The organism is Klebsiella spallanzanii, from assembly GCF_902158555.1.
Taxonomy (GTDB): Bacteria; Pseudomonadota; Gammaproteobacteria; order Enterobacterales; family Enterobacteriaceae; genus Klebsiella; species Klebsiella spallanzanii.
The window spans coordinates 48,802-72,154 of the sequence record NZ_CABGGS010000043.1 but is presented as its reverse complement, the minus strand read 5'-3'; the positions used below and the strand labels follow the sequence as shown (position 1 = coordinate 72,154).

20 protein-coding genes and 2 tRNA genes are annotated in these 23,353 nt (G+C 51.7%); 4 read left to right on the top strand and 18 right to left on the bottom strand.

Going from position 1 to position 23,353, the window contains the following annotated elements:
• Positions 1-261: 261 nt before the first annotated feature.
• Genes madL through FN082_RS20935 form a run of 3 tightly spaced genes read left to right on the top strand, consistent with a single transcriptional unit; the run spans position 262 to position 1,904 of the window.
• On the top strand, positions 262-657 hold the full coding sequence (gene madL / locus FN082_RS20945; protein ID WP_142462620.1) for a malonate transporter subunit MadL: 396 nt from the start codon (positions 262-264) through the stop codon (positions 655-657).
• Positions 657-1,427: a malonate transporter subunit MadM gene (madM, locus tag FN082_RS20940; RefSeq protein WP_139540672.1), complete on the top strand. Its 771-nt coding sequence runs from the start codon at positions 657-659 to the stop codon at positions 1,425-1,427. The genes madL and madM overlap by 1 nt, the downstream gene beginning before the upstream one ends.
• A gap of 45 nt (positions 1,428-1,472) precedes the next feature.
• A complete protein-coding gene (locus FN082_RS20935) occupies positions 1,473-1,904 on the top strand; it encodes a HutP family protein (RefSeq protein WP_142466707.1) in 432 nt (143 codons plus the stop codon).
• Here FN082_RS20935 and FN082_RS20930 read toward each other — a convergent pair.
• From FN082_RS20930 to FN082_RS20870, 13 genes are all read right to left on the bottom strand, one after another.
• Positions 1,867-2,808: a LysR family transcriptional regulator gene (locus FN082_RS20930; RefSeq protein ID WP_139540674.1), complete on the bottom strand. Its 942-nt coding sequence runs from the start codon at positions 2,806-2,808 to the stop codon at positions 1,867-1,869. The genes FN082_RS20935 and FN082_RS20930 overlap by 38 nt on opposite strands.
• A 98-nt stretch (positions 2,809-2,906) precedes the next feature.
• A complete protein-coding gene (gene mtr / locus FN082_RS20925; RefSeq protein ID WP_139540675.1) occupies positions 2,907-4,151 on the bottom strand; it encodes a tryptophan permease in 1,245 nt (414 codons plus the stop codon).
• A 144-nt stretch (positions 4,152-4,295) separates the two neighbouring features.
• On the bottom strand, positions 4,296-6,263 hold the full coding sequence (locus FN082_RS20920; protein ID WP_139540676.1) for a DEAD/DEAH family ATP-dependent RNA helicase: 1,968 nt from the start codon (positions 6,261-6,263) through the stop codon (positions 4,296-4,298).
• Positions 6,256-6,336, bottom strand: coding sequence for a protein YrbN (gene yrbN, locus FN082_RS20915; RefSeq protein ID WP_085903200.1), 81 nt, complete (start codon positions 6,334-6,336; stop codon positions 6,256-6,258). Before yrbN ends, FN082_RS20920 begins: the two co-directional genes overlap by 8 nt.
• A 102-nt stretch (positions 6,337-6,438) precedes the next feature.
• Positions 6,439-7,323 (bottom strand): lipoprotein NlpI, encoded by an 885-nt coding sequence (nlpI, locus tag FN082_RS20910; RefSeq protein ID WP_139540677.1) that lies wholly within the window; start codon positions 7,321-7,323, stop codon positions 6,439-6,441.
• Between the two features lie 107 nt (positions 7,324-7,430).
• Positions 7,431-9,569, bottom strand: coding sequence for a polyribonucleotide nucleotidyltransferase (gene pnp / locus FN082_RS20905; RefSeq protein WP_142982294.1), 2,139 nt, complete (start codon positions 9,567-9,569; stop codon positions 7,431-7,433).
• Between the two features lie 241 nt (positions 9,570-9,810).
• Complete coding sequence (gene rpsO / locus FN082_RS20900; protein ID WP_002918244.1) at positions 9,811-10,080, bottom strand: 30S ribosomal protein S15; 270 nt, start codon at positions 10,078-10,080, stop codon at positions 9,811-9,813.
• 147 nt (positions 10,081-10,227) lie between these two features.
• Complete coding sequence (truB, locus tag FN082_RS20895) at positions 10,228-11,172, bottom strand: tRNA pseudouridine(55) synthase TruB (RefSeq protein WP_142982293.1); 945 nt, start codon at positions 11,170-11,172, stop codon at positions 10,228-10,230.
• Positions 11,172-11,573, bottom strand: coding sequence for a 30S ribosome-binding factor RbfA (gene rbfA / locus FN082_RS20890; protein ID WP_004106092.1), 402 nt, complete (start codon positions 11,571-11,573; stop codon positions 11,172-11,174). Before rbfA ends, truB begins: the two co-directional genes overlap by 1 nt.
• Before the next feature lie 91 nt (positions 11,574-11,664).
• Positions 11,665-14,355, bottom strand: coding sequence for a translation initiation factor IF-2 (gene infB / locus FN082_RS20885; protein ID WP_139540679.1), 2,691 nt, complete (start codon positions 14,353-14,355; stop codon positions 11,665-11,667).
• A 24-nt stretch (positions 14,356-14,379) separates the two neighbouring features.
• Positions 14,380-15,867 carry a transcription termination factor NusA gene (gene nusA / locus FN082_RS20880; protein WP_139540680.1) on the bottom strand — a complete coding sequence of 496 codons (1,488 nt, stop codon included), beginning with the start codon at positions 15,865-15,867 and terminating at the stop codon, positions 14,380-14,382.
• A 27-nt stretch (positions 15,868-15,894) separates the two neighbouring features.
• Positions 15,895-16,347, bottom strand: a complete 453-nt coding sequence (gene rimP, locus FN082_RS20875) for a ribosome maturation factor RimP (RefSeq protein WP_139540681.1) — start codon at positions 16,345-16,347, stop codon at positions 15,895-15,897.
• Positions 16,348-16,553: 206 nt separating this feature from the next.
• Positions 16,554-16,630: transfer RNA gene (locus FN082_RS20870), tRNA-Met, on the bottom strand.
• 307 nt (positions 16,631-16,937) lie between these two features.
• Between FN082_RS20870 and argG the strand changes: the two genes are divergently transcribed.
• Complete coding sequence (gene argG, locus FN082_RS20865) at positions 16,938-18,281, top strand: argininosuccinate synthase (protein WP_139540682.1); 1,344 nt, start codon at positions 16,938-16,940, stop codon at positions 18,279-18,281.
• A gap of 154 nt (positions 18,282-18,435) precedes the next feature.
• Here argG and FN082_RS20860 read toward each other — a convergent pair.
• The 5 genes from FN082_RS20860 to ftsH all read right to left on the bottom strand — a co-directional run bounded on the left by FN082_RS20860 (position 18,436) and on the right by ftsH (position 23,307).
• Positions 18,436-18,522: transfer RNA gene (locus FN082_RS20860), tRNA-Leu, on the bottom strand.
• Positions 18,523-18,536: 14 nt separating this feature from the next.
• Positions 18,537-18,866 carry a preprotein translocase subunit SecG gene (secG, locus tag FN082_RS20855; RefSeq protein WP_004106103.1) on the bottom strand — a complete coding sequence of 110 codons (330 nt, stop codon included), beginning with the start codon at positions 18,864-18,866 and terminating at the stop codon, positions 18,537-18,539.
• A 229-nt stretch (positions 18,867-19,095) separates the two neighbouring features.
• Positions 19,096-20,433, bottom strand: coding sequence for a phosphoglucosamine mutase (glmM, locus tag FN082_RS20850; protein WP_139540683.1), 1,338 nt, complete (start codon positions 20,431-20,433; stop codon positions 19,096-19,098).
• Complete coding sequence (gene folP / locus FN082_RS20845) at positions 20,426-21,274, bottom strand: dihydropteroate synthase (RefSeq protein ID WP_139540684.1); 849 nt, start codon at positions 21,272-21,274, stop codon at positions 20,426-20,428. Before folP ends, glmM begins: the two co-directional genes overlap by 8 nt.
• A 98-nt stretch (positions 21,275-21,372) precedes the next feature.
• Complete coding sequence (gene ftsH, locus FN082_RS20840; RefSeq protein ID WP_139540685.1) at positions 21,373-23,307, bottom strand: ATP-dependent zinc metalloprotease FtsH; 1,935 nt, start codon at positions 23,305-23,307, stop codon at positions 21,373-21,375.
• Positions 23,308-23,353 lie beyond the last annotated feature (46 nt).

The window sequence follows — 23,353 nt, the reverse complement described above, 5'->3', positions numbered from 1 at the left end:
AGTCAGCACGCATTTAATTAAAAAATAATGCGACATTCTATTGTGAAATTATTTCTATGTTAATGTCATATCAGTAAGCGTCTCGCTTGCTGATATGATAAATCATAGTGACTGAGCGAGATTATGTTCTTATGAATGTCTGCAAATAAAAACACGCTATGCTAAAAGCCACTGTTTTGTTTTTATTATCTCCCCAATGCGGATTTTATTAAGCCGCTTTGTGTTATTCGCTTTTAGTATGGATAGACAAAGAGAAACATCATGATTATTTACGGATTGATGTTAATGGGATTGTGCATGTTCGCCGGTTTAATCATTGGCGATCTTTTGGGACTTCTGTTAGGTATTTCTGCCAACATCGGCGGCATTGGTTTTGCGATGCTCTTTCTGGTGATAGCGTCCCAGAAACTGGTAGATAAAGGACTACTCTCGAAACCTGCGGAACAGGGGGTGGCATTCTGGAATGCGATGTATATCCCAATTGTCGTCGCCATGTCAGCAAATCAAAACGTTATTGCCGCCCTTAAAGGCGGTCCGGTCGCGCTTATTGCTGGCCTTGGCGCCGTTTTCATTGGCTTTTTGTTAATCAAACCGCTCAGTAAAATCGGTAGTCGCGGCACTCGGGGAAGTTCCACCGTTAGCGAGGAATGCAAATAATGGATCAGCTTACAAAGATTCTTACCGGTAACTTTATCAGCAACGGGTTGATTACCGCCTTTGTGGTGGTCGGTATCGTGTGCTGGGCCGCAAGCTGGATCTCTACGCATCTTCTTCGTGGCAAAATCCACAGCTCAGCTATAGCCATCGCCGCCGGACTCCTGCTGGCATGGGTTGGCGGAGAACTGACTGGCGGTAAAAAAGGCCTTGCTGACATCAGCATTTTCAGCGGTATTGCGCTAATGGGCGGCGGTATGTTCCGCGACTTCGCCATCATCTCCACCGCCTTCGGCGTAAAGCTTGAAGAACTGAAAAAAGCCGGGATGGCTGGAGCGCTGGCATTGATTATCTCGACCGTGCTCTCTTTTTACCTGGGTGCAATTGTCGCATGGGCTTTTGGCTATACCGATGCCATCAGTATGGCCACCATTGGTGGCGGGGCCGTCACCTTTATCGTTGGTCCGGTAACCGGCGCAGCGCTCGGCGCGAGCTCCGATGTTATTGCGCTCAGCATCGCCGCGGGGGTGATTAAATCCATCGCAGTTATGATCTTAACACCGCTGGTTGCGAAAGCAGCGGGTTTGAATTCACCTGCGGCCGCCATTGTCTATGGCGGATTAATGGGCTCAACCAGCGGGGTTGCCGCTGGGCTAGCGGCGACAGATCCCAAACTGGTTCCCTACGGCGCAATGACCGCAACATTTTATACCGGGCTTGGATGCCTGCTGGCGCCATCGGTGCTCTATCTCTCTTTAGCCCCCTTCTTTTAATGACAAGCACGCCTGCCGCAGTTGCGGCAGGCGCAAGGGATTGATATGTATTCATTCCAGCGAATGAAACCCGGGCAAATTGCCCTTCTGGCCTCACTTTGTATACAGGAAGATGAAGAAAATTTTCGCCAGAAACTATTGGTCGATAAGCCTGAACATAAGGTAGGTTTTGCTTTTATGACGGGAACATCAGATGAGATAAAAAATAAGCTACAACGCTGCGTCATCGGCTGTGCTTTTAGGCATCAGATTATTACACGCCAGGAATCCGCCATTTTTACGTTATGTCAGGCCAGCAACCAAGCGCTGACCCATGCTTTAGCAAATAGCATCAGTGGCGACCGGATTAAAATCAAAATTGCCTTAGTCAGCAATCCAAAATGGCTTGCCGTCTCTATCTACGGTGAAACCGTGGTATATCAACGGCTGAGTCATGAACTCATGGGGTTTTCTCTGTATCGTTTCTCTCCATCATAAGCTGTCTTGCATACATACGGCACTCGGCCAGCAAAGACAGCAGGCCTGGATGGTTCTCCTGGCTACGCGGAAACACCAGAGAGATCTCCTGCATCATCCGGTAGGGCTCCTGCAAAGGCAGCAAACGAATGCCGCTTCTGAAAAGCCCGCTCATCCTTCCAGGGATCAGGGTATAGCCCATACCGGCATTAACCATACTCATTAACGAAAAGACATCATGCACCCTAACGGTAATATCAGGCGTAAATCCGGCAATTTGAAATGCTTCCTGGAAACCACGCCAGGTAGCGAACCCTTCGCTTAAGGCAATAAACTTCTTATTCTGCAGAAGCCGTAAATCGACGGGCGTCGATAAACTATCGGCTTCTGTAACCGGTACGGCAAGAAAGATTGAATCAGAAAATATCGTCCATGTCTCAAATAGCTGAGAGTTGTAATCATCTGGAGTAGAAATCAGAACGGCATCAATCTTTCCCTCATTCAGAGCCTCTAGTAATTTTTTATTAGAGTTCATGATAAATTCAACGGTCAGATCGGGACACCTTTTTTTTAGACCTTGAACAATTTGCGGAGCCGTCTTTAGTACCAATGAATAAAGCAGCCCTAAACGTAAAACCTGAGAATGATATCCAGAAGCTTCGCGGGTAAGATAAATACATCGCTCCATCGAATTAATCACTTCCCGGGCTTGTTTCTGCATAACCCATGCACCTGGTAAAGGATAAAGATTCCTGCCGTTATGCGTAAACAGAGTACAACGTAAATTATCTTCTAATGAATGAAGCGCCCGATGAACGCTAACGGATGAGATGTTCATCAGCTCTGCTGTCTTCGATATATTCATCGATTCCATATAGCTAAGGAAGATCTCAAGCTTACGCAGAGTAATATCATTATTCAGCATATAAATATTCCCTTATTCAAGACAATATTTATAGTAAGAGAAATAAATAAAATATTTTTTGAGCCAGATCGTTAAATCTGGCTCAGGTATAAACTCAATTATTGATAGGTCGGTAATACGTTAAAGCTCGACAGGAAATGTACAATGACGTTGCCCAATCCAAAAAGTAACACTAAAACAATCATCGGTTTGCCGCCCCAAACGCGAAATAATGGACTACCAAAGCGTTCACGTGATTTTCGAGCCAACAGCGCCGGAACAATAGCCGCCCAGATAGTGGCGGCCAGTCCAGCATAGCCGATTGCGTAGAGGAACCCATTCGGCCACAGCAGGCCACCAATCATCGGCGGCATAAAAGTGAGAATCGCGGTTTTAAAGCGCCCTAACGCGGAATCGTCAAAACCGAACAAATCTGCCAGATAGTCAAACAGGCCGAGAGTGACGCCAAGGAATGAACTGGCAACCGCAAAGTTTGAGAAGATAACTAACAGCAGATCCAGACTACGGCTATTCAATACACCGCTCAGCGCCTGAACCAGCACATCAATATTGCCACCCTTCTGTGCAATACCGATAAATTCCGGACGTGGAATGTTACCCATCGTCACCAGCAGCCAAACGACATACAGCCCCAGCGCCAGCAACGTGCCGTAAACCAGGCATTTAACAATAGTGCGCGGATCCTTGCCGTAGTACTTCATCAGGCTCGGCACGTTACCGTGGTAACCAAACGATGCCAGACAGAACGGTAGCGTCATCAACAAATACGGCATATACGACGCGTTTTGTTCAGCAACGTTAAATAGAGTTGTCGGTTGAACGTGCCCCAACAGGCTGCCAAAGGTCAGGAAGAAGGTAATAACCTTTGCACCCAACACAATAGCCGTCATTCGGCTCACCGCTTTGGTACTCAACCAGACGATAAATGCCACCAGCAAAGCAAAACCAAAGCCTGCCGCCCGCGCGGGAACGTTTAGTGACATTTCGCTAAACGTATGGTGCAGTATCGAGCCACTGGCAGAGATGTAAGCGTAAGTCAGAATGTAAAGTACAAAAGCGATAGATACGCCATTGATCACATTCCAGCCCCTACCAAGCAGATCTTTGGTGATGGTATCGAAGCTGGAGCCAATTCGATAATTCAGGTTCGCTTCGAGGATCATTAACCCGGAGTGCAGCATGCAGAACCACGTGAAAACCAGCGCCGCCAGCGACCAGAAGAACCATGCGCCGGACATCACCACCGGTAGGGAAAACATACCAGCCCCAATAATCGTCCCGCCAATAATCACTACGCCGCCAAATAAAGACGGTCGGGTTACCGTAGTGGTAAGTGTCGCCATTTGCCGAAATCTCCAGTCAAAAATTCTTTTCTCATTATGAATGTGACGCACTGTACCAGTACACAAGTACAAAGGAAATAAAAAAAGCCCCAATCATATAGACTGGGGCTGTATCATTTACTTTACGTTAGCGGAAGACGCTAATTACGCATCGCCACCGAAACGACGACGGCCTGCGGAATCATCACGACGAGGAGCAGCACCAGCATCATCACGGCGCGGCGCACGGTTACCACCGTCACGACGTTCGCCGCTGAAACGACGACCATCACCACGACCACCTTCACGACGTTCGCCGCCAAACCCACGGCTTTCACGACGCTCACCGCCACCGAAACCACGACCGCCTTCACGACGCTCGCCGCCGCCGCGACGTTCGCCGCTGCGCTCAGGACGCGGCTGAGCATCACCCAGCAGCTGCATGTTCATCGGTTTGTTCAGAATGCGGGTACGCGTAAAGTGCTGCAGTACTTCACCCGGCATGCCTTTCGGCAGCTCGATGGTGGAGTGAGAAGCAAACAGCTTAATGTTACCGATGTAACGGCTGCTGATATCGCCTTCGTTAGCAATCGCGCCAACGATGTGACGAACTTCAACGCCATCATCACGACCCACTTCAATACGGTACAACTCCATATCGCCAACGTCACGACGCTCACGCTTAGGACGATCTTCGCCACTGCGTTCAGGGCGATCGCCGCGCGGGCCACGATCGTTGCGGTCGCCACGACGCTCGAAACGATCGTCACGGTCACGGAACTCACGCTTCGGACGCATCGGCGCATCCGGCGGCAGGATCAGCGGACGTTCACCCTGAGCCATTTTCAGCAGCGCTGCGGCCAGAGTTTCAACATCCAGCTCTTCGCCTTCAGCAGATGGCTGGATTTTCGCCAGCAGTGCGCGGTATTGATCCAAATCGCTGCTTTCCAGCTGCTGCTGAACTTTCGCGGCAAATTTTTCCAGGCGACGTTTGCCCAGCAGCTCTGCGTTCGGCAGTTCAACTTCAGGAATGGTCAGCTTCATAGTACGTTCGATGTTGCGCAGCAGACGACGCTCGCGGTTCTCAACGAACAGCAGCGCACGGCCAGCACGACCCGCACGACCGGTACGGCCAATACGGTGAACGTAAGACTCTGAATCCATCGGGATATCATAGTTAACAACCAGGCTGATACGCTCAACGTCCAGGCCACGGGCCGCAACATCGGTAGCGATCAGGATATCCAGACGACCGTCTTTCAGACGCTCCAGAGTCTGCTCACGCAGGGACTGGTTCATGTCGCCGTTCAGCGCGGCGCTGTTGTAGCCGCTACGCTCCAGCGCCTCAGCCACTTCCAGGGTCGCGTTTTTGGTACGAACGAAGATAATCGCCGCATCAAAATCTTCCGCTTCCAGGAAACGCACCAGCGCTTCGTTTTTACGCATACCGTAAGCAGTCCAATAGCTCTGGCTGATGTCCGGGCGAGTAGTGACGCTGGACTGGATGCGAACTTCCTGCGGCTCTTTCATAAAGCGGCGGGTAATACGACGAATCGCTTCCGGCATGGTGGCAGAGAACAGAGCGGTCTGATGACCTTCCGGGATCTGCGCCATAATCGTTTCTACGTCTTCGATAAAGCCCATGCGCAGCATTTCGTCAGCTTCATCCAGAACCAGACCGCTCAGTTTAGAGAGATCCAGCGTGCCGCGTTTCAGGTGGTCCAGCAGACGACCCGGGGTACCGACAACGATTTGCGGCCCCTGGCGCAGCGCGCGCAGCTGCACGTCATAACGCTGGCCGCCGTACAGGGCAACCACGTTTACGCCGCGCATATGTTTAGAAAAATCCGTCATTGCTTCAGCAACCTGTACCGCCAGTTCGCGGGTCGGCGCCAGCACCAGAATCTGCGGTGCTCTCAGCTCAGGATCGATGTTGTTCAGCAGCGGTAAAGAGAACGCTGCGGTTTTACCGCTACCGGTCTGGGCCATACCCAGAACGTCGCGGCCGCCCAGCAGATGCGGAATGCACTCAGCCTGGATCGGAGATGGTTTTTCGTAACCCAGATCGTTAAGCGCTTCAAGGATAGGAGCCTTCAGGCCCAGATCTGCAAAAGTGGTTTCGAATTCAGCCATGTAGTACGTGTGCCTCAAAATTAATGGCGGCCAGTCTACATAACTCATCGTGAAAATTTACAGTAATTTTCATTGAAAAGTGTGAACCGGCTCAAAGTAGGTGTATTAACGAACAACAACGCCCTCACCCGCAAAGGTGATGGCAATCAAAAAAATGGGCTGATGTGTTCGTCAGCTATTGCTGGTCCGATTCTGCCAGGTCATCTTGCTCCTGGCCCAAGAGCGATAATTCCAACAATGCGTATCGGTGCTCAACGTAGTTATGAACGTTGTTTGCGACCGCCAGTTTGAACAGTGCCGTAGCGCTGTCCTTGTCCCCCAGACTTAGGTAGTACTTACCTAAATAGAAGTTGGTTTCACTGAGATGCTCAGCGAGCGAGGTGTTATCCGTTGTGTCTGCCTTCAGACGGTCCATCAGCTCTTTTTCGCTAATGTCGCCAAGGTAGAACCCGACAATGTTCCATCCCCATTGTTCTTTATCCGACTTGTTTAAGCGCTGCCTTAGCGCTTCAAGCGCCTGCTTCTCATCGAGCTTACGCTCAGCGAGATAAAGCCACAGGCTACGGAAAGGATCATTGGGATCGTCTTGATAAAACGCCAGCAGATCATCTTGCGCTAACTTAGCACGACCACCGTAATACAGAGCGATGCCGCGATTTAAGTGCGCGTAGTTGTAAGTTGGATCAAGCTCAAGTACAGAATCAAACGCTTCATAGGCAGCATCAAAATTGCCTGCCTGCGTTAAATAAATGCCTAAGTAATTGAATACTTCAGGCATATCTGGTCGGATTGCCAGCGCTTGTGAAAAATCATTTCGCGCTAATGCCCTCAGACCGAGACTATCATACAACACTCCGCGCTCATATAAAAGCTGTGCGCGTTCGTCATCGGTTAAAGCCCGACTGGCAAGAATTTGTTCCATGCGCGCCAGAATCACTTCCTGCTGCAAAGTCGGTTGCAATGGCACCGCGAGGACTGCGTCCTTACGCCAGGCAGAGTTGCTGCATCCTGCCAGCGTGAGAGCTGTCGCCACGAAACACCAGCGCAAAAAAGGCTTCATTTCCCACTCCCGAAGACAACGATTGGATGAACGTCCAGTTCCCCGGCTGCAAACAGGGCGTCCTGCCCGTAATGCGCCCTCCGCAATGCGGAGGGCAAACGGCAACCTTACTCGCCCTGCTGTTCGGCAGCCGGAGCTTCCGGCGCAGCCGCAGGCTGAGTTTGTTCAGTTGCTTCTTTGATGCTCAGACGGACACGGCCCTGACGGTCAACTTCCAGAACCTTAACCGGCACTTCCTGACCCATCTGCAGATAGTCAGTCACTTTCTCAACGCGCTTGTCGGCGATTTGAGAGATGTGAACCAGTCCCTCTTTACCGCCGCCGATGGCAACAAACGCACCAAAGTCAACGATACGGGTCACTTTACCGTTATAGATGCGACCCACTTCAATCTCAGCGGTGATCTCTTCGATACGACGAATCGCGTGCTGCGCTTTGTCGCCATCGGTTGCTGCAATCTTAACGGTACCGTCATCTTCGATTTCGATAGTAGTGCCCGTTTCTTCGGTCAGCGCACGAATCACGGAGCCGCCTTTACCGATAACGTCTTTAATCTTGTCCGGGCTGATCTTAATGGTGTGGATACGCGGTGCGAACTCAGAGATATCGCCGCGCGGCGCGTTGATTGCCTGTTCCATCACGCCCAGAATATGCAGACGCGCACCTTTAGCCTGGTTCAGAGCAACCTGCATAATCTCTTTGGTGATACCTTCAATTTTGATATCCATCTGCAGCGCAGAGATACCTTCGCGGGAGCCCGCGACTTTGAAGTCCATATCGCCCAGGTGATCTTCATCGCCCAAAATATCAGACAGAACGACGAAGTTGTCGCCTTCTTTCACCAGACCCATTGCGATACCCGCAACGGCAGCTTTCACCGGCACACCTGCGTCCATCAGCGCTAAAGAAGCACCGCAGACGGAAGCCATTGAAGAAGAACCGTTAGATTCGGTGATTTCAGAAACCACGCGAACGGTATACGGGAACTCTTCGATAGTCGGCATAACGGCCAGAACGCCACGCTTAGCCAGGCGACCGTGACCAATTTCACGACGTTTCGGAGAACCAACCATTCCAGTTTCACCTACGGAGTACGGAGGGAAGTTGTAGTGGAACAGGAAGGAGTCAGTACGCTCGCCCATCAGTTCATCGATGTTCTGCGCGTCGCGTGCGGTACCCAAAGTCGCGGTAACCAGCGCCTGAGTTTCGCCACGGGTAAACAGAGCGGAACCGTGGGTACGCGGCAGAACGCCAGTACGAACGTCCAGACCACGAATCATATCTTTTTCACGACCATCGATACGCGGCTCACCAGCCAGTACGCGGCTACGCACCACGTTTTTCTCGATGGCGTGCAGGATTTCGCCCAGTTCGTTAGCATCCAGAGCATCATCTTCCGCAACCAGCGTCGCGATGGTTTCAGATTTGATCACATCAACCTGAGCATAACGCTCCTGTTTGTCGGTGATGCGGTAAGCGTCACTCAGGCGGGATTCAGCCAGCGCAGCAACGCGCGCGTTCAGCGCGGCATCAACCACTTCCGGCTGCCAGTCCCAACGCGGTTTACCGGCTTCTTTCACCAGGTCGTTGATGTTCTGAATAACAACCTGCTGCTGGTCGTGACCGAACACGACTGCGCCCAGCATCTGGTCTTCGCTCAGCAGTTCAGCTTCAGATTCAACCATCAGTACTGCAGCTTCGGTACCTGCTACAACCAGGTCCAGTTTGCTGGATTTCAGCTCTTCCTGGGTCGGGTTCAGTACGTACTGGTCATTGATATAACCGACGCGAGCGGCACCGATTGGGCCGTTGAACGGAATGCCGGACAGAGACAGCGCTGCGGAAGCACCGATCATCGCGACGATATCCGGGTTAACCTGCGGGTTAACGGAAACGACGGTAGCAATAACCTGAACTTCGTTCACGAAACCTTCCGGGAACAGCGGACGAACCGGACGGTCAATCAGACGCGCGATCAGAGTTTCGCCTTCGCTAGGACGGCCTTCGCGACGGAAGAAACCACCCGGGATTTTACCAGCTGCGTAGGTACGCTCCTGATAGTTAACGGTCAGCGGGAAGAAATCCTGGCCTGGCTTCGCTTTTTTCTGACCAACAACGGTAACGAATACCGCAGTGTCATCCATGCTAACCATAACAGCGGCGGTTGCCTGGCGCGCCATCATGCCAGTCTCCAGCGTTACGGTATGTTGGCCGTACTGGAATTTACGAACGATCGGATTAAGCAAAATTCTATCCTTTTATCTATAGATGATGTCAAATCCACGATAAGACATCTTATGACCCGATCTTCTGCATCCTCGCGACTAATGACAACCTTTACCCGCCCTTGCGAGTCAAGCCTCTCATTAGCCGCGCGAACCTCTGCACGAAGATCATCAATAGCAACAATACATGAGTTTTTAGTGAATTGCTGCCGCCCGGTCGAAAAAAGGGGCCGTGAGGCCCCTTCTTCTGAAACTCGCAGAATTAGCGACGCAGACCCAGACGCTCGATCAGCGCAGAGTAACGTGCAACATCTTTACGTTTCAGGTAGTCGAGCAGTTTACGACGCTGAGAAACCATGCGCAGCAGACCACGACGGCTGTGGTGATCTTTTTTGTGCTCTGCAAAGTGACCTTGCAGGTGGTTGATCTGTGCAGTCAGCAGTGCAACCTGAACTTCAGTAGAACCGCTGTCGTTTTCGCCACGACCGAACTCAGAAACGATTTTTGCTTTAGCTTCAACGCTTAGAGACATTTTCGAACTCCAAAATTAAAAGAAAGAAAGGGTGCCGATCTCTAATTCAGCAACCCCTGATATAACGCCCGAAAATGTTAAAACACTTTGGCGGGCATTAAGCGGCGATATTCTACTCGCAGCAGCCATTTATCGCAAGAAAAGCACTCAGGCAGGGTATTCAACCACCAGGCGACGAGGAGCCACGCGGCCTTCATCGTCAATTTCCCCCATCCCAAGAAACTTCCCTTCTTCGCCCTCAGTGACGCGGACCAGTCCTTGTCGCGGTGCTCCCGAGGTACGAACCGGATTGCCGTTTTTAAAGTAGACCGCCGAGGTTTCCGGAATATTAACCAGCGGATAATCTGACGCCGGGCTATCCATAGGCATCAACAATGGGTCCAGCAGCTGCGCGGCCGGGATATCCCGTACATTCGCTTGCTCAACCAGCGCCTGAAGTTGCTCAAGCGTCACCATACGTTCAACGGGATATTTACTGACAGCCAGACGGCGCAGGAAAATCACGTGCGCTCCACAGCCCAGCTTCTCACCTAAGTCATCGATAATCGTACGAATATAGGTGCCTTTCGAGCAGTGGATTTCCAGCTCAAGTTCATCGCCTTCATAGCGGATAAACAGCAATTCATAGACCGTGATTGGCCGGGCTTCACGCGGCACGTCAATTCCCTGGCGGGCGTATTCGTACAGCTTTTTCCCTTGGTATTTCAGCGCCGAATACATCGACGGCACCTGCTGGGTTTCCCCACGGAAGCTGTCGAGCGCCGCAGCAAGCTGCTCCGGGCTAAATGCCAGCGGACGTTCTTCCACTACCTGCCCGTCAGCATCAGAGGTATCCGTACGCTGGCCGAGTTTCGCAATCACGCGGTAGCGTTTGTCAGAATCCAGCAGATACTGGGAAAACTTAGTCGCTTCTCCCAGACAAATCGGCAACATGCCCGTTGCCAGCGGATCCAGCGCACCGGTGTGACCTGCCCGGTTAGCGTTATAAATACGTTTTACTTTCTGCAACACGTCGTTGCTGGATGCACCTTGCGGTTTATCCAGCAGCAGAACGCCATGCACATCGCGGCCGCGACGACGAGGACGACTCATTAGTCCTCCTTGCTGTCGTCCGGGTTAACACGACGCTCATCGTCATGTTTCACCACGCTGGTCACCAGGTTCGACATGCGCATCCCTTCTACCAGCGAATTATCGTAGAAGAAAGTCAGCTCCGGCACGATACGCAGGCGCATTGCTTTACCCAGCAGCGAGCGGATAAAACCGGACGCTTCCTGCAATGCCTTGATGCCCGCTTTCACAGCGGCTTCATCTTTGTCGTTCAGGAAGGTAACGAACACTTTGGCATAAGCCAGATCGCGGGACATTTCGACACCGGAAACGGTCGTCATCATGCCCAGACGCGGATCTTTAATTTCACGCTGCAGGATGATTGCGATCTCTTTTTGCATCTCCTGGGCCACGCGCTGCGGGCGACCAAATTCTTTCGCCATAATAAATTCTCCAGACAAATAAGGGGGCCACGCGGCCCCCTTTAATTTTGTATCACCGGGTGGCGCTGCGCTTCCCCGGCCTACTAAGCAATTAATCGATGGTACGTTGAATCTCGATAATTTCGAACACTTCGATCATATCGCCAACGCGAACGTCGTTGTAGTTCTTAACGCCGATACCACATTCCATGCCGTTACGGACTTCGTTAACGTCATCTTTGAAGCGACGCAGGGATTCCAGCTCGCCTTCGTAGATAACCACGTTGTCGCGCAGTACGCGGATTGGGTTGTGACGCTTAATCGTACCTTCGGTAACCATACAGCCCGCGATCGCACCGAATTTCGGTGATTTGAACACATCACGAACTTCAGCCAGACCGATGATCTGCTGTTTCAGTTCCGGAGACAGCATGCCGCTCATTGCTGCTTTCACTTCGTCGATCAGATGGTAAATGACGGAGTAGTAGCGCAGATCCAGGCTTTCTGCATCGATAACTTTACGCGCGGATGCATCGGCACGTACGTTAAAGCCAACCAGAATCGCGTTGGAGGCGGCGGCCAGGGTTGCGTCAGTTTCGGTGATACCACCTACGCCGGAACCGATAATCTTCACTTTCACTTCGTCAGTAGACAGTTTCAGCAAGGAGTCGGAGATCGCTTCCACAGAACCCTGCACGTCCGCTTTGAGGACGATGTTCACTTCGTGAACTTCGCCTTCAGTCATATTAGCGAACATGTTCTCAAGTTTAGATTTCTGCTGACGAGCCAGTTTAACTTCACGGAATTTACCCTGACGATACAGCGCAACTTCACGCGCTTTCTTCTCGTCACGGACAACGGTAACTTCGTCACCGGCAGCCGGTACGCCTGACAGACCGAGGATTTCAACGGGAATAGATGGACCCGCTTCCAGAACTTCCTGACCCAGTTCGTTACGCATCGCACGAACGCGACCATACTCGAAACCACACAGTACGATGTCGCCTTTATGCAGCGTACCTTCGCGTACCAGAACGGTAGCAACCGGACCTCGACCTTTATCCAGGAAGGATTCGATAACCGCGCCGCTCGCCATACCGTTACGAACCGCTTTCAGTTCCAGAACTTCAGCCTGCAGCAGGATTGCATCCAGCAGGTCGTCAATACCGGTACCTGCTTTTGCAGAAACGTGGACGAACTGGCTCTCACCGCCCCATTCTTCCGGCAGAATGCCGTACTGGGACAGCTCGTTCTTAACGCGATCCGGATCGGCTTCAGGCTTATCGATTTTGTTCACTGCAACCACAACCGGCACACCCGCCGCTTTCGCGTGCTGGATAGCTTCGATGGTCTGAGGCATCACGCCGTCGTCTGCTGCAACAACCAGAACCACGATATCCGTTGCCTGAGCACCGCGAGCACGCATAGAGGTAAACGCGGCGTGGCCCGGGGTATCCAGGAAGGTGATCATACCGTTGTCAGTTTCAACGTGGTACGCACCGATGTGCTGAGTAATGCCGCCCGCTTCGCCAGAGGCCACTTTCGTTGAACGAATGTAGTCCAGCAGAGAGGTTTTACCGTGGTCAACGTGGCCCATGATGGTCACAACCGGTGCGCGCGGTTCAGCCGCAGCGCCGGTATCACGGTCGCTCATTACCGCTTCTTCCAGCTCGTTTTCACGACGCAGGATAACCTTGTGGCCCATCTCTTCGGCAACCAGCTGTGCGGTTTCCTGGTCGATGACCTGGTTGATGGTCGCCATTGCGCCCAGCTTCATCATCGCTTTGATGACCTGAGAGCCTTTGACAGCCATCTTGTTAGCCAGATCGCCAACGGTGATGGTTTCGCCGATGATAACATCACGGTTAACGGCCTGAGCTGGCTTCTGGAAGCCTTGCTGCAGTGCAGAACCTTTACGATGTTTACCGCCTTTACCGCCGCGAACGGCCGCACGGGCTTCTTCACGATCGGCTTTCGATTCAGCGTGTTTGTTGCCTTTCTTCGCCGGACGAGCCGCTTTAGCGTTACGTCCACGACCACGGCCGCCTTCAACTTCACGATCGTTATCATCTTCAGCCTGGCGAGCATGCTGAGAAGTCGTTACGTGATAGTCAGTGGTTTCTTCTGGGGTTTCTGGCGCTTCAGTCCAGTTTTTTTCATTTTCTTGAGCCATACGGCGTGCTTCTTCCGCTACACGGCGCGCTTCTTCTTCAAGTTTGCGGCGTGCTTCTTCTTCCGATTTGCGCTTCAGCTCCGCAGCTTCGTTCTCGCGGCGGATCTTTTCAGCCTGGGCGGTTTTGGTCATATCGTCGGTTTGTTGATTGCTCACTTTGTCTTTTTCCGCGGCTTCACGTTTCGCTTTATCAGCGAGTTCACGTTTAGCTTGTTCTGCGGCCTCACGTTCAGCTTTTAATTGCGCCTCGCGTTTGGCTGATTCTTCTGCCTCACGACGGGCTTGCTCTTCCGCTTCACGCTGCGCCTGCTCTTCCGCGGCAAGGCGCTCAGCCTCTTGCGGATCGCGTTTCACAAAGGTGCGTTTCTTGCGGACTTCGATTTGTACCGATTTACTCTTTCCACCGGTACCTGGAATATTTAACGTGCTGCGCGTTTTGCGCTGCAGCGTCAGCTTGTCGGGCGCTGAGCCGTGTTCACGGTTCAGGTGCGTCAACAAAGTTTGCTTCTCTTGCGCGGTCACAGAATCATCAGCCGATTTGCGGATCCCTGCATCAGCAAACTGCTGTATCAGGCGATCCACAGAGGTCTGAATCTCTGAGGCCAGCGCTTTAATGGTCACATCTGTCATGCTGTTCCTTCCTGCTACAGTTTATTACGCTTCGTCGCCGAACCAACAAATATTACGAGCGGCCATGATAAGTTCTCCGGCTTTCTCGTCGGTCAAGCCTTCGATATCAGCCAGATCATCAATGCCTTGCTCGGCGAGATCTTCCAGCGTACAAACACCACGGGCGGCCAGAGTGAATGCCAGGTCGCGATCCAAACCTTCCAGATTCAACAGATCGTCGGCAGGTTTGCTATCTCCCAGGCTTTCTTCTTTGGCCAGCGCCAGCGTGGTCAGCGCGTTTTTCGCACGCTCACGAAGTGCTTCAACGGTCGCTTCATCCAGACCGTCAATTTCCAGCAGTTCTTTCATTGGCACATAGGCCAGTTCTTCCAGAGTGGCGAAACCTTCCTCAACCAGCAGTGTGGCGAAATCTTCATCAATATCAAGATATTTAGTGAAGGTATCGATCGCTGCATGGGCTTCAGCCTGATGCTTAGCCTGGAGGTCATCAACGGTCATCACGTTGAGTTCCCAACCGCTCAGTTGAGATGCCAGGCGGACGTTCTGACCGTTACGGCCAATCGCCTGCGCCAGGTTACCCGCTTCTACCGCGATATCCATGGTGTGTTTATCTTCATCTACCACGATAGATGCGACATCAGCCGGAGCCATGGCGTTAATCACGAACTGCGCCGGGTTATCGTCCCACAGCACGATATCGATACGCTCGCCGCCCAGTTCAGTAGAGACTGCCTGAACGCGCGCGCCGCGCATGCCGACGCAAGCGCCAACCGGGTCGATACGCTTGTCGTTGGTTTTCACTGCGATTTTGGCACGAGAGCCAGGATCGCGAGCCGCTGCTTTAATTTCGAGAACTTCTTCGCCAATTTCCGGTACTTCAATGCGGAACAGTTCAACCAGCATTTCCGGCTTGGAGCGAGTCACGAACAGCTGTGCGCCACGCGCTTCCGGACGAACTGCGTACAGTACGCCGCGGATACGGTCACCCGGACGGAAGTTTTCACGCGGCAGCATGTCTTCGCGCAGGATCACGGCTTCAGCATTGTTGCCCAGATCCAACGTAATGTTGTCGCGGTTCACTTTCTTCACTACGCCCGTGATGATTTCACCTTCGTGTTCACGGAACTGGTCAACAACCATGGCGCGTTCGGCTTCACGTACTTTTTGTACGATAACCTGCTTCGCGGTCTGCGTAGTGATACGGTCAAAGGTAACAGATTCGATCTGGTCTTCGACGTAATCGCCAGGATTCATGCTTTCATCTTCGTAGCGCGCAGCTTCCAGCGTGATTTCGCGGGTCGGCTGAGTAACTTCTTCAACAACCAGCCAACGACGGAAAGTGTCGAAATCACCGCTCTTGCGATCGATCTCTACGCGAACGTCGATCTCTTGTTCATATTTTTTCTTGGTAGCCGTTGCTAACGCACTTTCCAACGCTTCGAAAATTTTCTCACGCGGCAGCGCCTTTTCGTTGGAAACGGCTTCAACAACAGCCAAAATTTCTTTGTTCATCGGGGCCTTTCACCTCAATCCAGACTGTTAAAAGTGGGGAACCAGGTTCGCCTTCTGGATGTTACTCAGCGCGAACACTTCATCTTTGCCTTCGACGGTTACCGTGATCATCTCACCGTCTACCGCTTTGATAATGCCCTGCCATTTGCGTCGGTTCTGTACCGCCATGCGCAAAACCAGCGAAACTTCTTCACCGGTGAAACGCTCATAGTGCTCAGCGGTAAACATGGGACGATCGAGACCAGGGGAAGAAACTTCCAGGTTATAAGCGACTGTGATCGGGTCTTCGACATCCATGACAGCACTGACCTGGTGGCTCACATCAGCACAATCATCAACATTGATGCCATCTTCACTATCAATATAGATACGCAGCGTGGATGTGCGACCGCGAATAAATTCGATGCCGACCAGCTCAAAGCCAAGCGCTTCAACCGGCGCAGTGAGCATCTCTGTTAATTTTTGCTCTAATGTGGACAAACCCACCCCCAAGACATAAAAAAAGGGCGTATAGCCCAGTTATTCTGAAGTCAGATAACAAAAAACCCCGATAAATCGGGGCTTTAGATAACTGAACCCTGAGATCGCAACTGCGATCTGGAACACTTTCCAGAAGAATTCTTTCAAATTCGTCTACGAAGGACCCGGTCCTCACAGTATATTTGAAAAAGTACTTAATGGGAAAGTGGTTGCGGGGGCCGGATTTGAACCGACGACCTTCGGGTTATGAGCCCGACGAGCTACCAGGCTGCTCCACCCCGCGCCTGAAACGTGGCATATTTTACTCGTTTTGAGCAAAAGACGCAAATACTGCTGGGATTTGGTACCGAGAGACGGGACATAAAATCGTGGTGAATTGTATTGATACATCATATATTTTGTCAACATGAATTTCACATTCCCGATTTCGGTTCACGCTGGTATTTCAGGGTTTTTCGGCAAAAAAACGCTCTACCTCTTCCTGTCTCCAGCAAAAGATGATTAAATGAAAACTCACAATTAATGCATAAACATGCAATAAAGATTGTTGAGTCGAACTCACCACAGTCTATCTAGCAGGGTTTTATTTTATGACGACGATTCTCAAGCATCTCCCGGTTGGCCAACGTATTGGTATTGCTTTTTCTGGTGGGCTGGATACCAGCGCTGCGCTGCTGTGGATGCGTAAAAAGGGTGCAGTCCCTTATGCATATACCGCGAATCTGGGACAGCCAGACGAAGACGATTACGATGCCATTCCTCGTCGTGCCAAAGAATATGGTGCTGAAGGGGCTCGTCTGATCGACTGCCGTAAGCAGTTGGTTGCGGAAGGCATTGCGGCGATTCAATGCGGTGCATTTCATAACACCACTGGTGGGTTAACTTACTTTAACACTACTCCGCTGGGCCGCGCTGTGACCGGTACCATGCTGGTCGCTGCAATGAAAGAAGATGGTGTAAATATCTGGGGCGACGGCAGTACTTATAAAGGTAACGATATCGAACGTTTTTATCGTTACGGGCTGCTGACTAACGCCGAACTGAAAATTTACAAACCGTGGCTGGATAGCGACTTTATTGACGAGTTAGGTGGCCGTCAGGAAATGTCCGAGTTTATGATTTCCTGCGGATTTGACTATAAAATGTCCGTTGAAAAAGCCTACTCCACTGACTCCAATATGTTGGGTGCAACGCACGAAGCTAAGGATCTTGAGTTCCTGAACTCCAGCGTCAAGATTGTTAACCCGATCATGGGCGTCAAGTTCTGGGACGAAAACGTTAAAATTCCTGCGGAAGAAGTTACCGTTCGTTTTGAACAGGGTCACCCGGTTGCGCTGAATGGACAGACCTTCAGTGATGACGTGGAGCTGATGATGGAAGCCAACCGCATCGGCGGCCGCCATGGTCTGGGTATGAGCGATCAGATTGAAAACCGTATTATTGAAGCGAAGAGCCGTGGGATTTATGAAGCCCCGGGGATGGCGCTGCTGCATATTGCTTATGAGCGTCTGCTGACCGGTATTCACAATGAAGATACTATCGAGCAATACCATGCGCATGGTCGCCAGCTGGGTCGCCTGCTGTATCAAGGACGCTGGTTTGACTCTCAAGCGCTGATGCTGCGTGACGGTCTGCAACGCTGGGTGGCAAGCCAAATCACTGGCGAAGTGACTCTGGAACTGCGTCGTGGCAACGACTACTCCATCCTGAATACTGTCTCTGATAATCTGACTTATAAGGCAGAGCGTTTGACGATGGAAAAAGGCGACTCGATGTTCTCCGCTGAGGACCGTATTGGCCAGTTAACCATGCGTAACCTGGATATCACCGATACCCGTGAGAAGCTGTTTGGCTACGCTCAGTCTGGACTGCTGACGGCCTCTTCCGCTACCGGCTTGCCGCAGGTGGAAAACCTGGAGAATAAAGGTAAGTAGTTTCCAGAGAAAATACCGGAGGCCGCGCTAGCGGCCTTTTTTATACAGCAAACAACGGTATCAAGGCGAAGCGGAGTAATAACAGGAGCGATGCTGCTTTTCGCTTTCTTTAGACGAAAAAAAGACGCTTTTCAGCGTCTTTTCTTCGAAATATTGGTACCGAGGATGGGACTCGAACCCACAAGCCCGTTAGGGCACTACCACCTCAAGGTAGCGTGTCTACCAATTCCACCACCTCGGTACGGATACTGCTTATCAGTGCGGGATATCGCTGCTCGGCTGTGCCGGAGCTGTTGGCTGAGTTTGCTCAGTTTTCGGAGCGCTCAGATTATCCCACTCACTTCCCTTATTAGTCTTATTGCTATTGATATTACCCAGCGCCAGACTGATGATGAAGAACAGCGCAGCCAGGATACCAGTCATGCGGGTCATAAAGTTACCAGAACCGCTGGATCCAAACAGAGTGCCGGAAGCGCCTGCTCCGAAGGAGGCTCCCATATCAGCGCCTTTACCTTGCTGCAGCATAATCAGACCAACAAGGCCAATCGCTACAATAAGGAAAACAACTAAAAGAGCTTCGTACATAATCAACCTGTTCCTTGCGGATTCGCCGCATACCAAATGCTTCGACCAATAAAGCGGGACGTTTTAACGTTTCCCACTGAAGCGGGTGTGAATACTAACCAAAGCGAATAACCTTCGCAAGGGCAATTTTAACGCATTGTATCAAGTGCGGAAAAAAACAGCAAAAAGCGATTTTTTGTCGATTAAAAAGGCGGCGAATGTCGCCTTTTTAATTACTTAGCAAGCGAAATTAAACGCTTTTTACGGCATCAGCAATACGATGGGCAAATTCGTGCACCTGCTCTTCATGTTCGCCTTCGACCATGACGCGAATCAGCGGCTCAGTCCCTGATTTACGCAGTAACACACGACCACGATTTCCTAGCGCAGTTTCCACTTCTGCCGTTATCGCTTTGACATGCTCATGTTCCAGCGGATTGCCGCTACCTTCAGTAAAGCGAACATTAACCAGAATCTGTGGGAACATTTTCATGCCGCTGCACAAGTCATGCAGGCTCATATGGTTACGCGCCATCGCGGCCACAACCTGCAAACTGGCGACAATACCATCTCCCGTAGTGGTCTTATCCAGTAAGATCACATGACCAGAGTTTTCTGCACCTATGCGCCAGCCTTTCTCCTGGAGCTTCTCCAGCACATAACGATCGCCCACTTTCGCACGCGCAAAAGGGATACCCAGCTGTTTGAGCGCCAGTTCAAGTCCCATGTTGCTCATTAGCGTGCCTACCGCACCGCCACGTAGCTGGCCCTGACGCAATCCCTCACGGGCAATGATATAGAGGATCTGGTCACCATCAACTTTATTGCCTTCATGGTCAACCATGATGACGCGATCGCCATCTCCATCGTAGGCGACACCCAGGTCAGCTTTTTCTGCCAACACTCGCGCCTGCAGCGCACGAACGTCAGTCGCCCCAACTTCTTCATTGATATTGAGACCATCAGGCTCGCAGCCCATCGCGATAACCTGAGCACCCAGCTCACGGAAAACGCTCGGAGCAATATGATAAGTCGCCCCATGGGCGCAATCGACAACCACTTTCAAAGAATTGAGGCTCAACTCATTCGGAAAAGTGCCTTTGCAAAACTCGATATAGCGACCAGCCGCATCGACGATACGGCTGGCTTTACCCAACTCCGCAGAATCCACGCAGGTGAGCTCTTTTTCCATTTCGGCTTCAATCGCTTCTTCAACTTCATCCGGAAGCTTAGTGCCTTCGATAGAGAAAAATTTGATGCCGTTGTCATAAAACGGGTTATGCGAGGCAGAAATCACAATCCCGGCTTCAGCGCGAAACGTACGCGTCAAATAGGCAATAGCCGGAGTTGGCATCGGACCGGTAAATGAGGCAGATAGCCCCGCAGCAGCCAGGCCGGCCTCGAGCGCGGACTCCAGCATGTAGCCAGAAATACGCGTATCTTTACCAATAATAATTTTACGCGAACCATGGCGCGCCAATACCTTGCCCGCAGCCCAACCCAGCTTTAATACAAACTCAGGCGTAATTGGCGCATCACCCACGCGGCCACGAATACCATCAGTACCAAAATATTTACGGTTACTCATAACGTTTATTTTCCTTAGCGGCCAGGGTAGCTTCCACCACGCGCAGCGCTTCTACCGTTTCTTTGACATCATGGACGCGAATAATCTGCGCGCCCTGCATTGCAGCAATGACTGCGCAAGCCAGGCTACCACTCAGGCGCTCCGTCGGCCCAACATTAAGCAGCTGACCTACCATCGACTTACGCGACATACCTACCAACAGCGGAAGACCGAAATGGTGGTACTCCCCAAGCCGGGCAAGCAGTTCATAATTATGAGAAAGATTTTTACCGAAACCGAATCCCGGGTCGAGCAACAATTTATCTTTTGAGATACCCGCCCGTTCGCAGCGCACAATATGTTCGACAAAAAAGCGCTCGACGTCAGTAAAGACATCTGCGTACCTCGGGGCCTCCTGCATTGTCTTCGGCTGCCCCTGCATATGCATCAGGCACACCGGTAATCCCGTTTCAGCTGCGGCCTCCAGCGCGCCTGGCTCGGTAAGAGAACGAATATCATTGATGATATGCGCACCAACTCGCGCAGACTCGCGAATAACCTCCGGTTTTGAGGTATCAACGGAGATCCATACTTCAAAACGCTGGGCGATCGCTTCCACCGTCGGAATCACTCGCGCCAGCTCTTCCTCAACGCTGACATCAGCAGCCCCTGGGCGCGTCGATTCTCCACCGATGTCAATGATGGTCGCACCGGCGTTAATCATGAGATTGGCATGTTTAACGGCTTCTACCAGCGTGTTGTGAGTCCCGCCATCAGAGAACGAATCCGGTGTAACGTTAAGAATCCCCATCACATGTGGGTGAGAGAGATCGAGGGTTGAGCCCTGAGCTACGAGTTTCATCACTAAATCCCTGAATCAGTGAAAGGTTGAAAAAGAAAAACCCCAGAGCAAACGCCCAGGGGTTTTAGAAAAGCACAACAGCATTAATAACGGCTAACTTATTTGTCGCCCAGCTGTTCTGACATGGTATTGCCCGGGTTTGGCGTACGCGGCTCATCGACCGGACGCGGAGCACTCGGAGTGCCATTATTACCAGAATTGTTGGACGAACCTGGTTCTTCCCAGCCAGCTGGCGGGCGAACATCACGGCGAGCCATCAGGTCATCAATCTGCGGCGCATCGATAGTCTCATATTTCATGAGCGCATCTTTCATCGCGTGCAGGATATCCATGTTATCGTTCAGAAGACGACGTGCGCGATCGTAGTTACGCTCAATCAGCGATTTCACTTCCTGGTCGATAATACGTGCCGTTTCATCGGACATATGCTTCGCTTTTGCGACGCTACGACCAAGGAATACTTCGCCTTCTTCTTCCGCATACAGCAGCGGACCGAGTTTGTCAGAGAAGCCCCACTGGGTCACCATGTTACGCGCCAGGTTAGTCGCGACTTTAATGTCGTTCGACGCCCCGGTAGAAACATGCTCTACGCCGTAGATAATCTCTTCCGCCAGACGACCGCCGTACAGAGTTGAAATCTGACTTTCCAGTTTCTGACGGCTGGCGCTGATAGCATCACCTTCTGGCAGGAAGAAGGTCACACCCAGTGCGCGTCCGCGCGGAATAATTGTCACTTTGTGTACCGGGTCGTGTTCCGGCACCAGACGACCGATAATCGCGTGACCAGCTTCGTGGTATGCGGTGGATTCTTTCTGCGCTTCCGTCATCACCATGGAGCGACGTTCCGCACCCATCATGATTTTGTCTTTCGCTTTTTCGAACTCAACCATCGATACAACACGTTTGTTGCCACGAGCAGCAAACAGCGCAGCCTCGTTCACCAGGTTTGCCAGGTCAGCACCGGAGAAGCCAGGCGTACCGCGAGCAATGATTGCTGCATCGATATCCGGCGCCAGCGGTACGCGACGCATGTGCACTTTCAGAATCTGTTCACGACCGCGAACATCTGGCAGACCAACCACAACCTGTCGGTCAAAGCGGCCTGGACGCAGCAGCGCCGGGTCCAGAACGTCTGGACGGTTAGTTGCGGCGATAACAATGATACCTTCGTTACCTTCGAAACCATCCATCTCAACCAGCATCTGGTTCAGGGTCTGCTCACGTTCATCGTGACCACCGCCCAGACCAGCGCCACGCTGGCGACCGACGGCGTCGATTTCATCGATAAAGATGATGCAAGGCGCTGCTTTCTTAGCCTGTTCGAACATGTCACGTACGCGAGATGCGCCGACACCAACGAACATTTCTACGAAGTCAGAACCAGAAATCGTAAAGAATGGAACCTTTGCTTCACCTGCGATAGCTTTTGCCAGCAAGGTTTTACCGGTACCCGGAGGGCCAACCATCAGCACGCCTTTCGGGATTTTACCGCCCAGCTTCTGGAAACGGCTCGGTTCGCGCAGGTATTCAACCAACTCACCCACTTCTTCTTTTGCTTCATCACAACCCGCAACGTCAGCAAAAGTGGTTTTAATCTGGTCTTCCGTCAGCATGCGCGCTTTGCTCTTACCAAACGACATGGCACCTTTGCCACCGCCGCCCTGCATTTGACGCATAAAGAAGATCCAGACGCCGATTAGCAACAGCATCGGGAACCAGGAAATGAAGATAGAAGCCAGCAGGCTTGGCTCTTCCGGCGGCTCGCCAACCACTTTGACGTTTTTCGTCAACAGGTTATCGAGCAGCTTCGGATCGTTAACCGGAATGTAAGTCGTGTAACGGTTACTATCTTTCTTGGTAACGTTGATCTCACGTCCGTTGATACGCGCTTCGCGAACCTGGTCCTGATTGACCTCTTGCAGGAAGGTTGAATAATCTACCTTTCGGCCATTCGACTCGCTGGGCCCAAAGCTCTGGAATACTGACATCAGCACAACGGCAATGACCAGCCAGAGTATTAGGTTTTTCGCCATGTCACTCAAGGGATTAACCTCTTATTACAACTGTGTTAAAAACAGC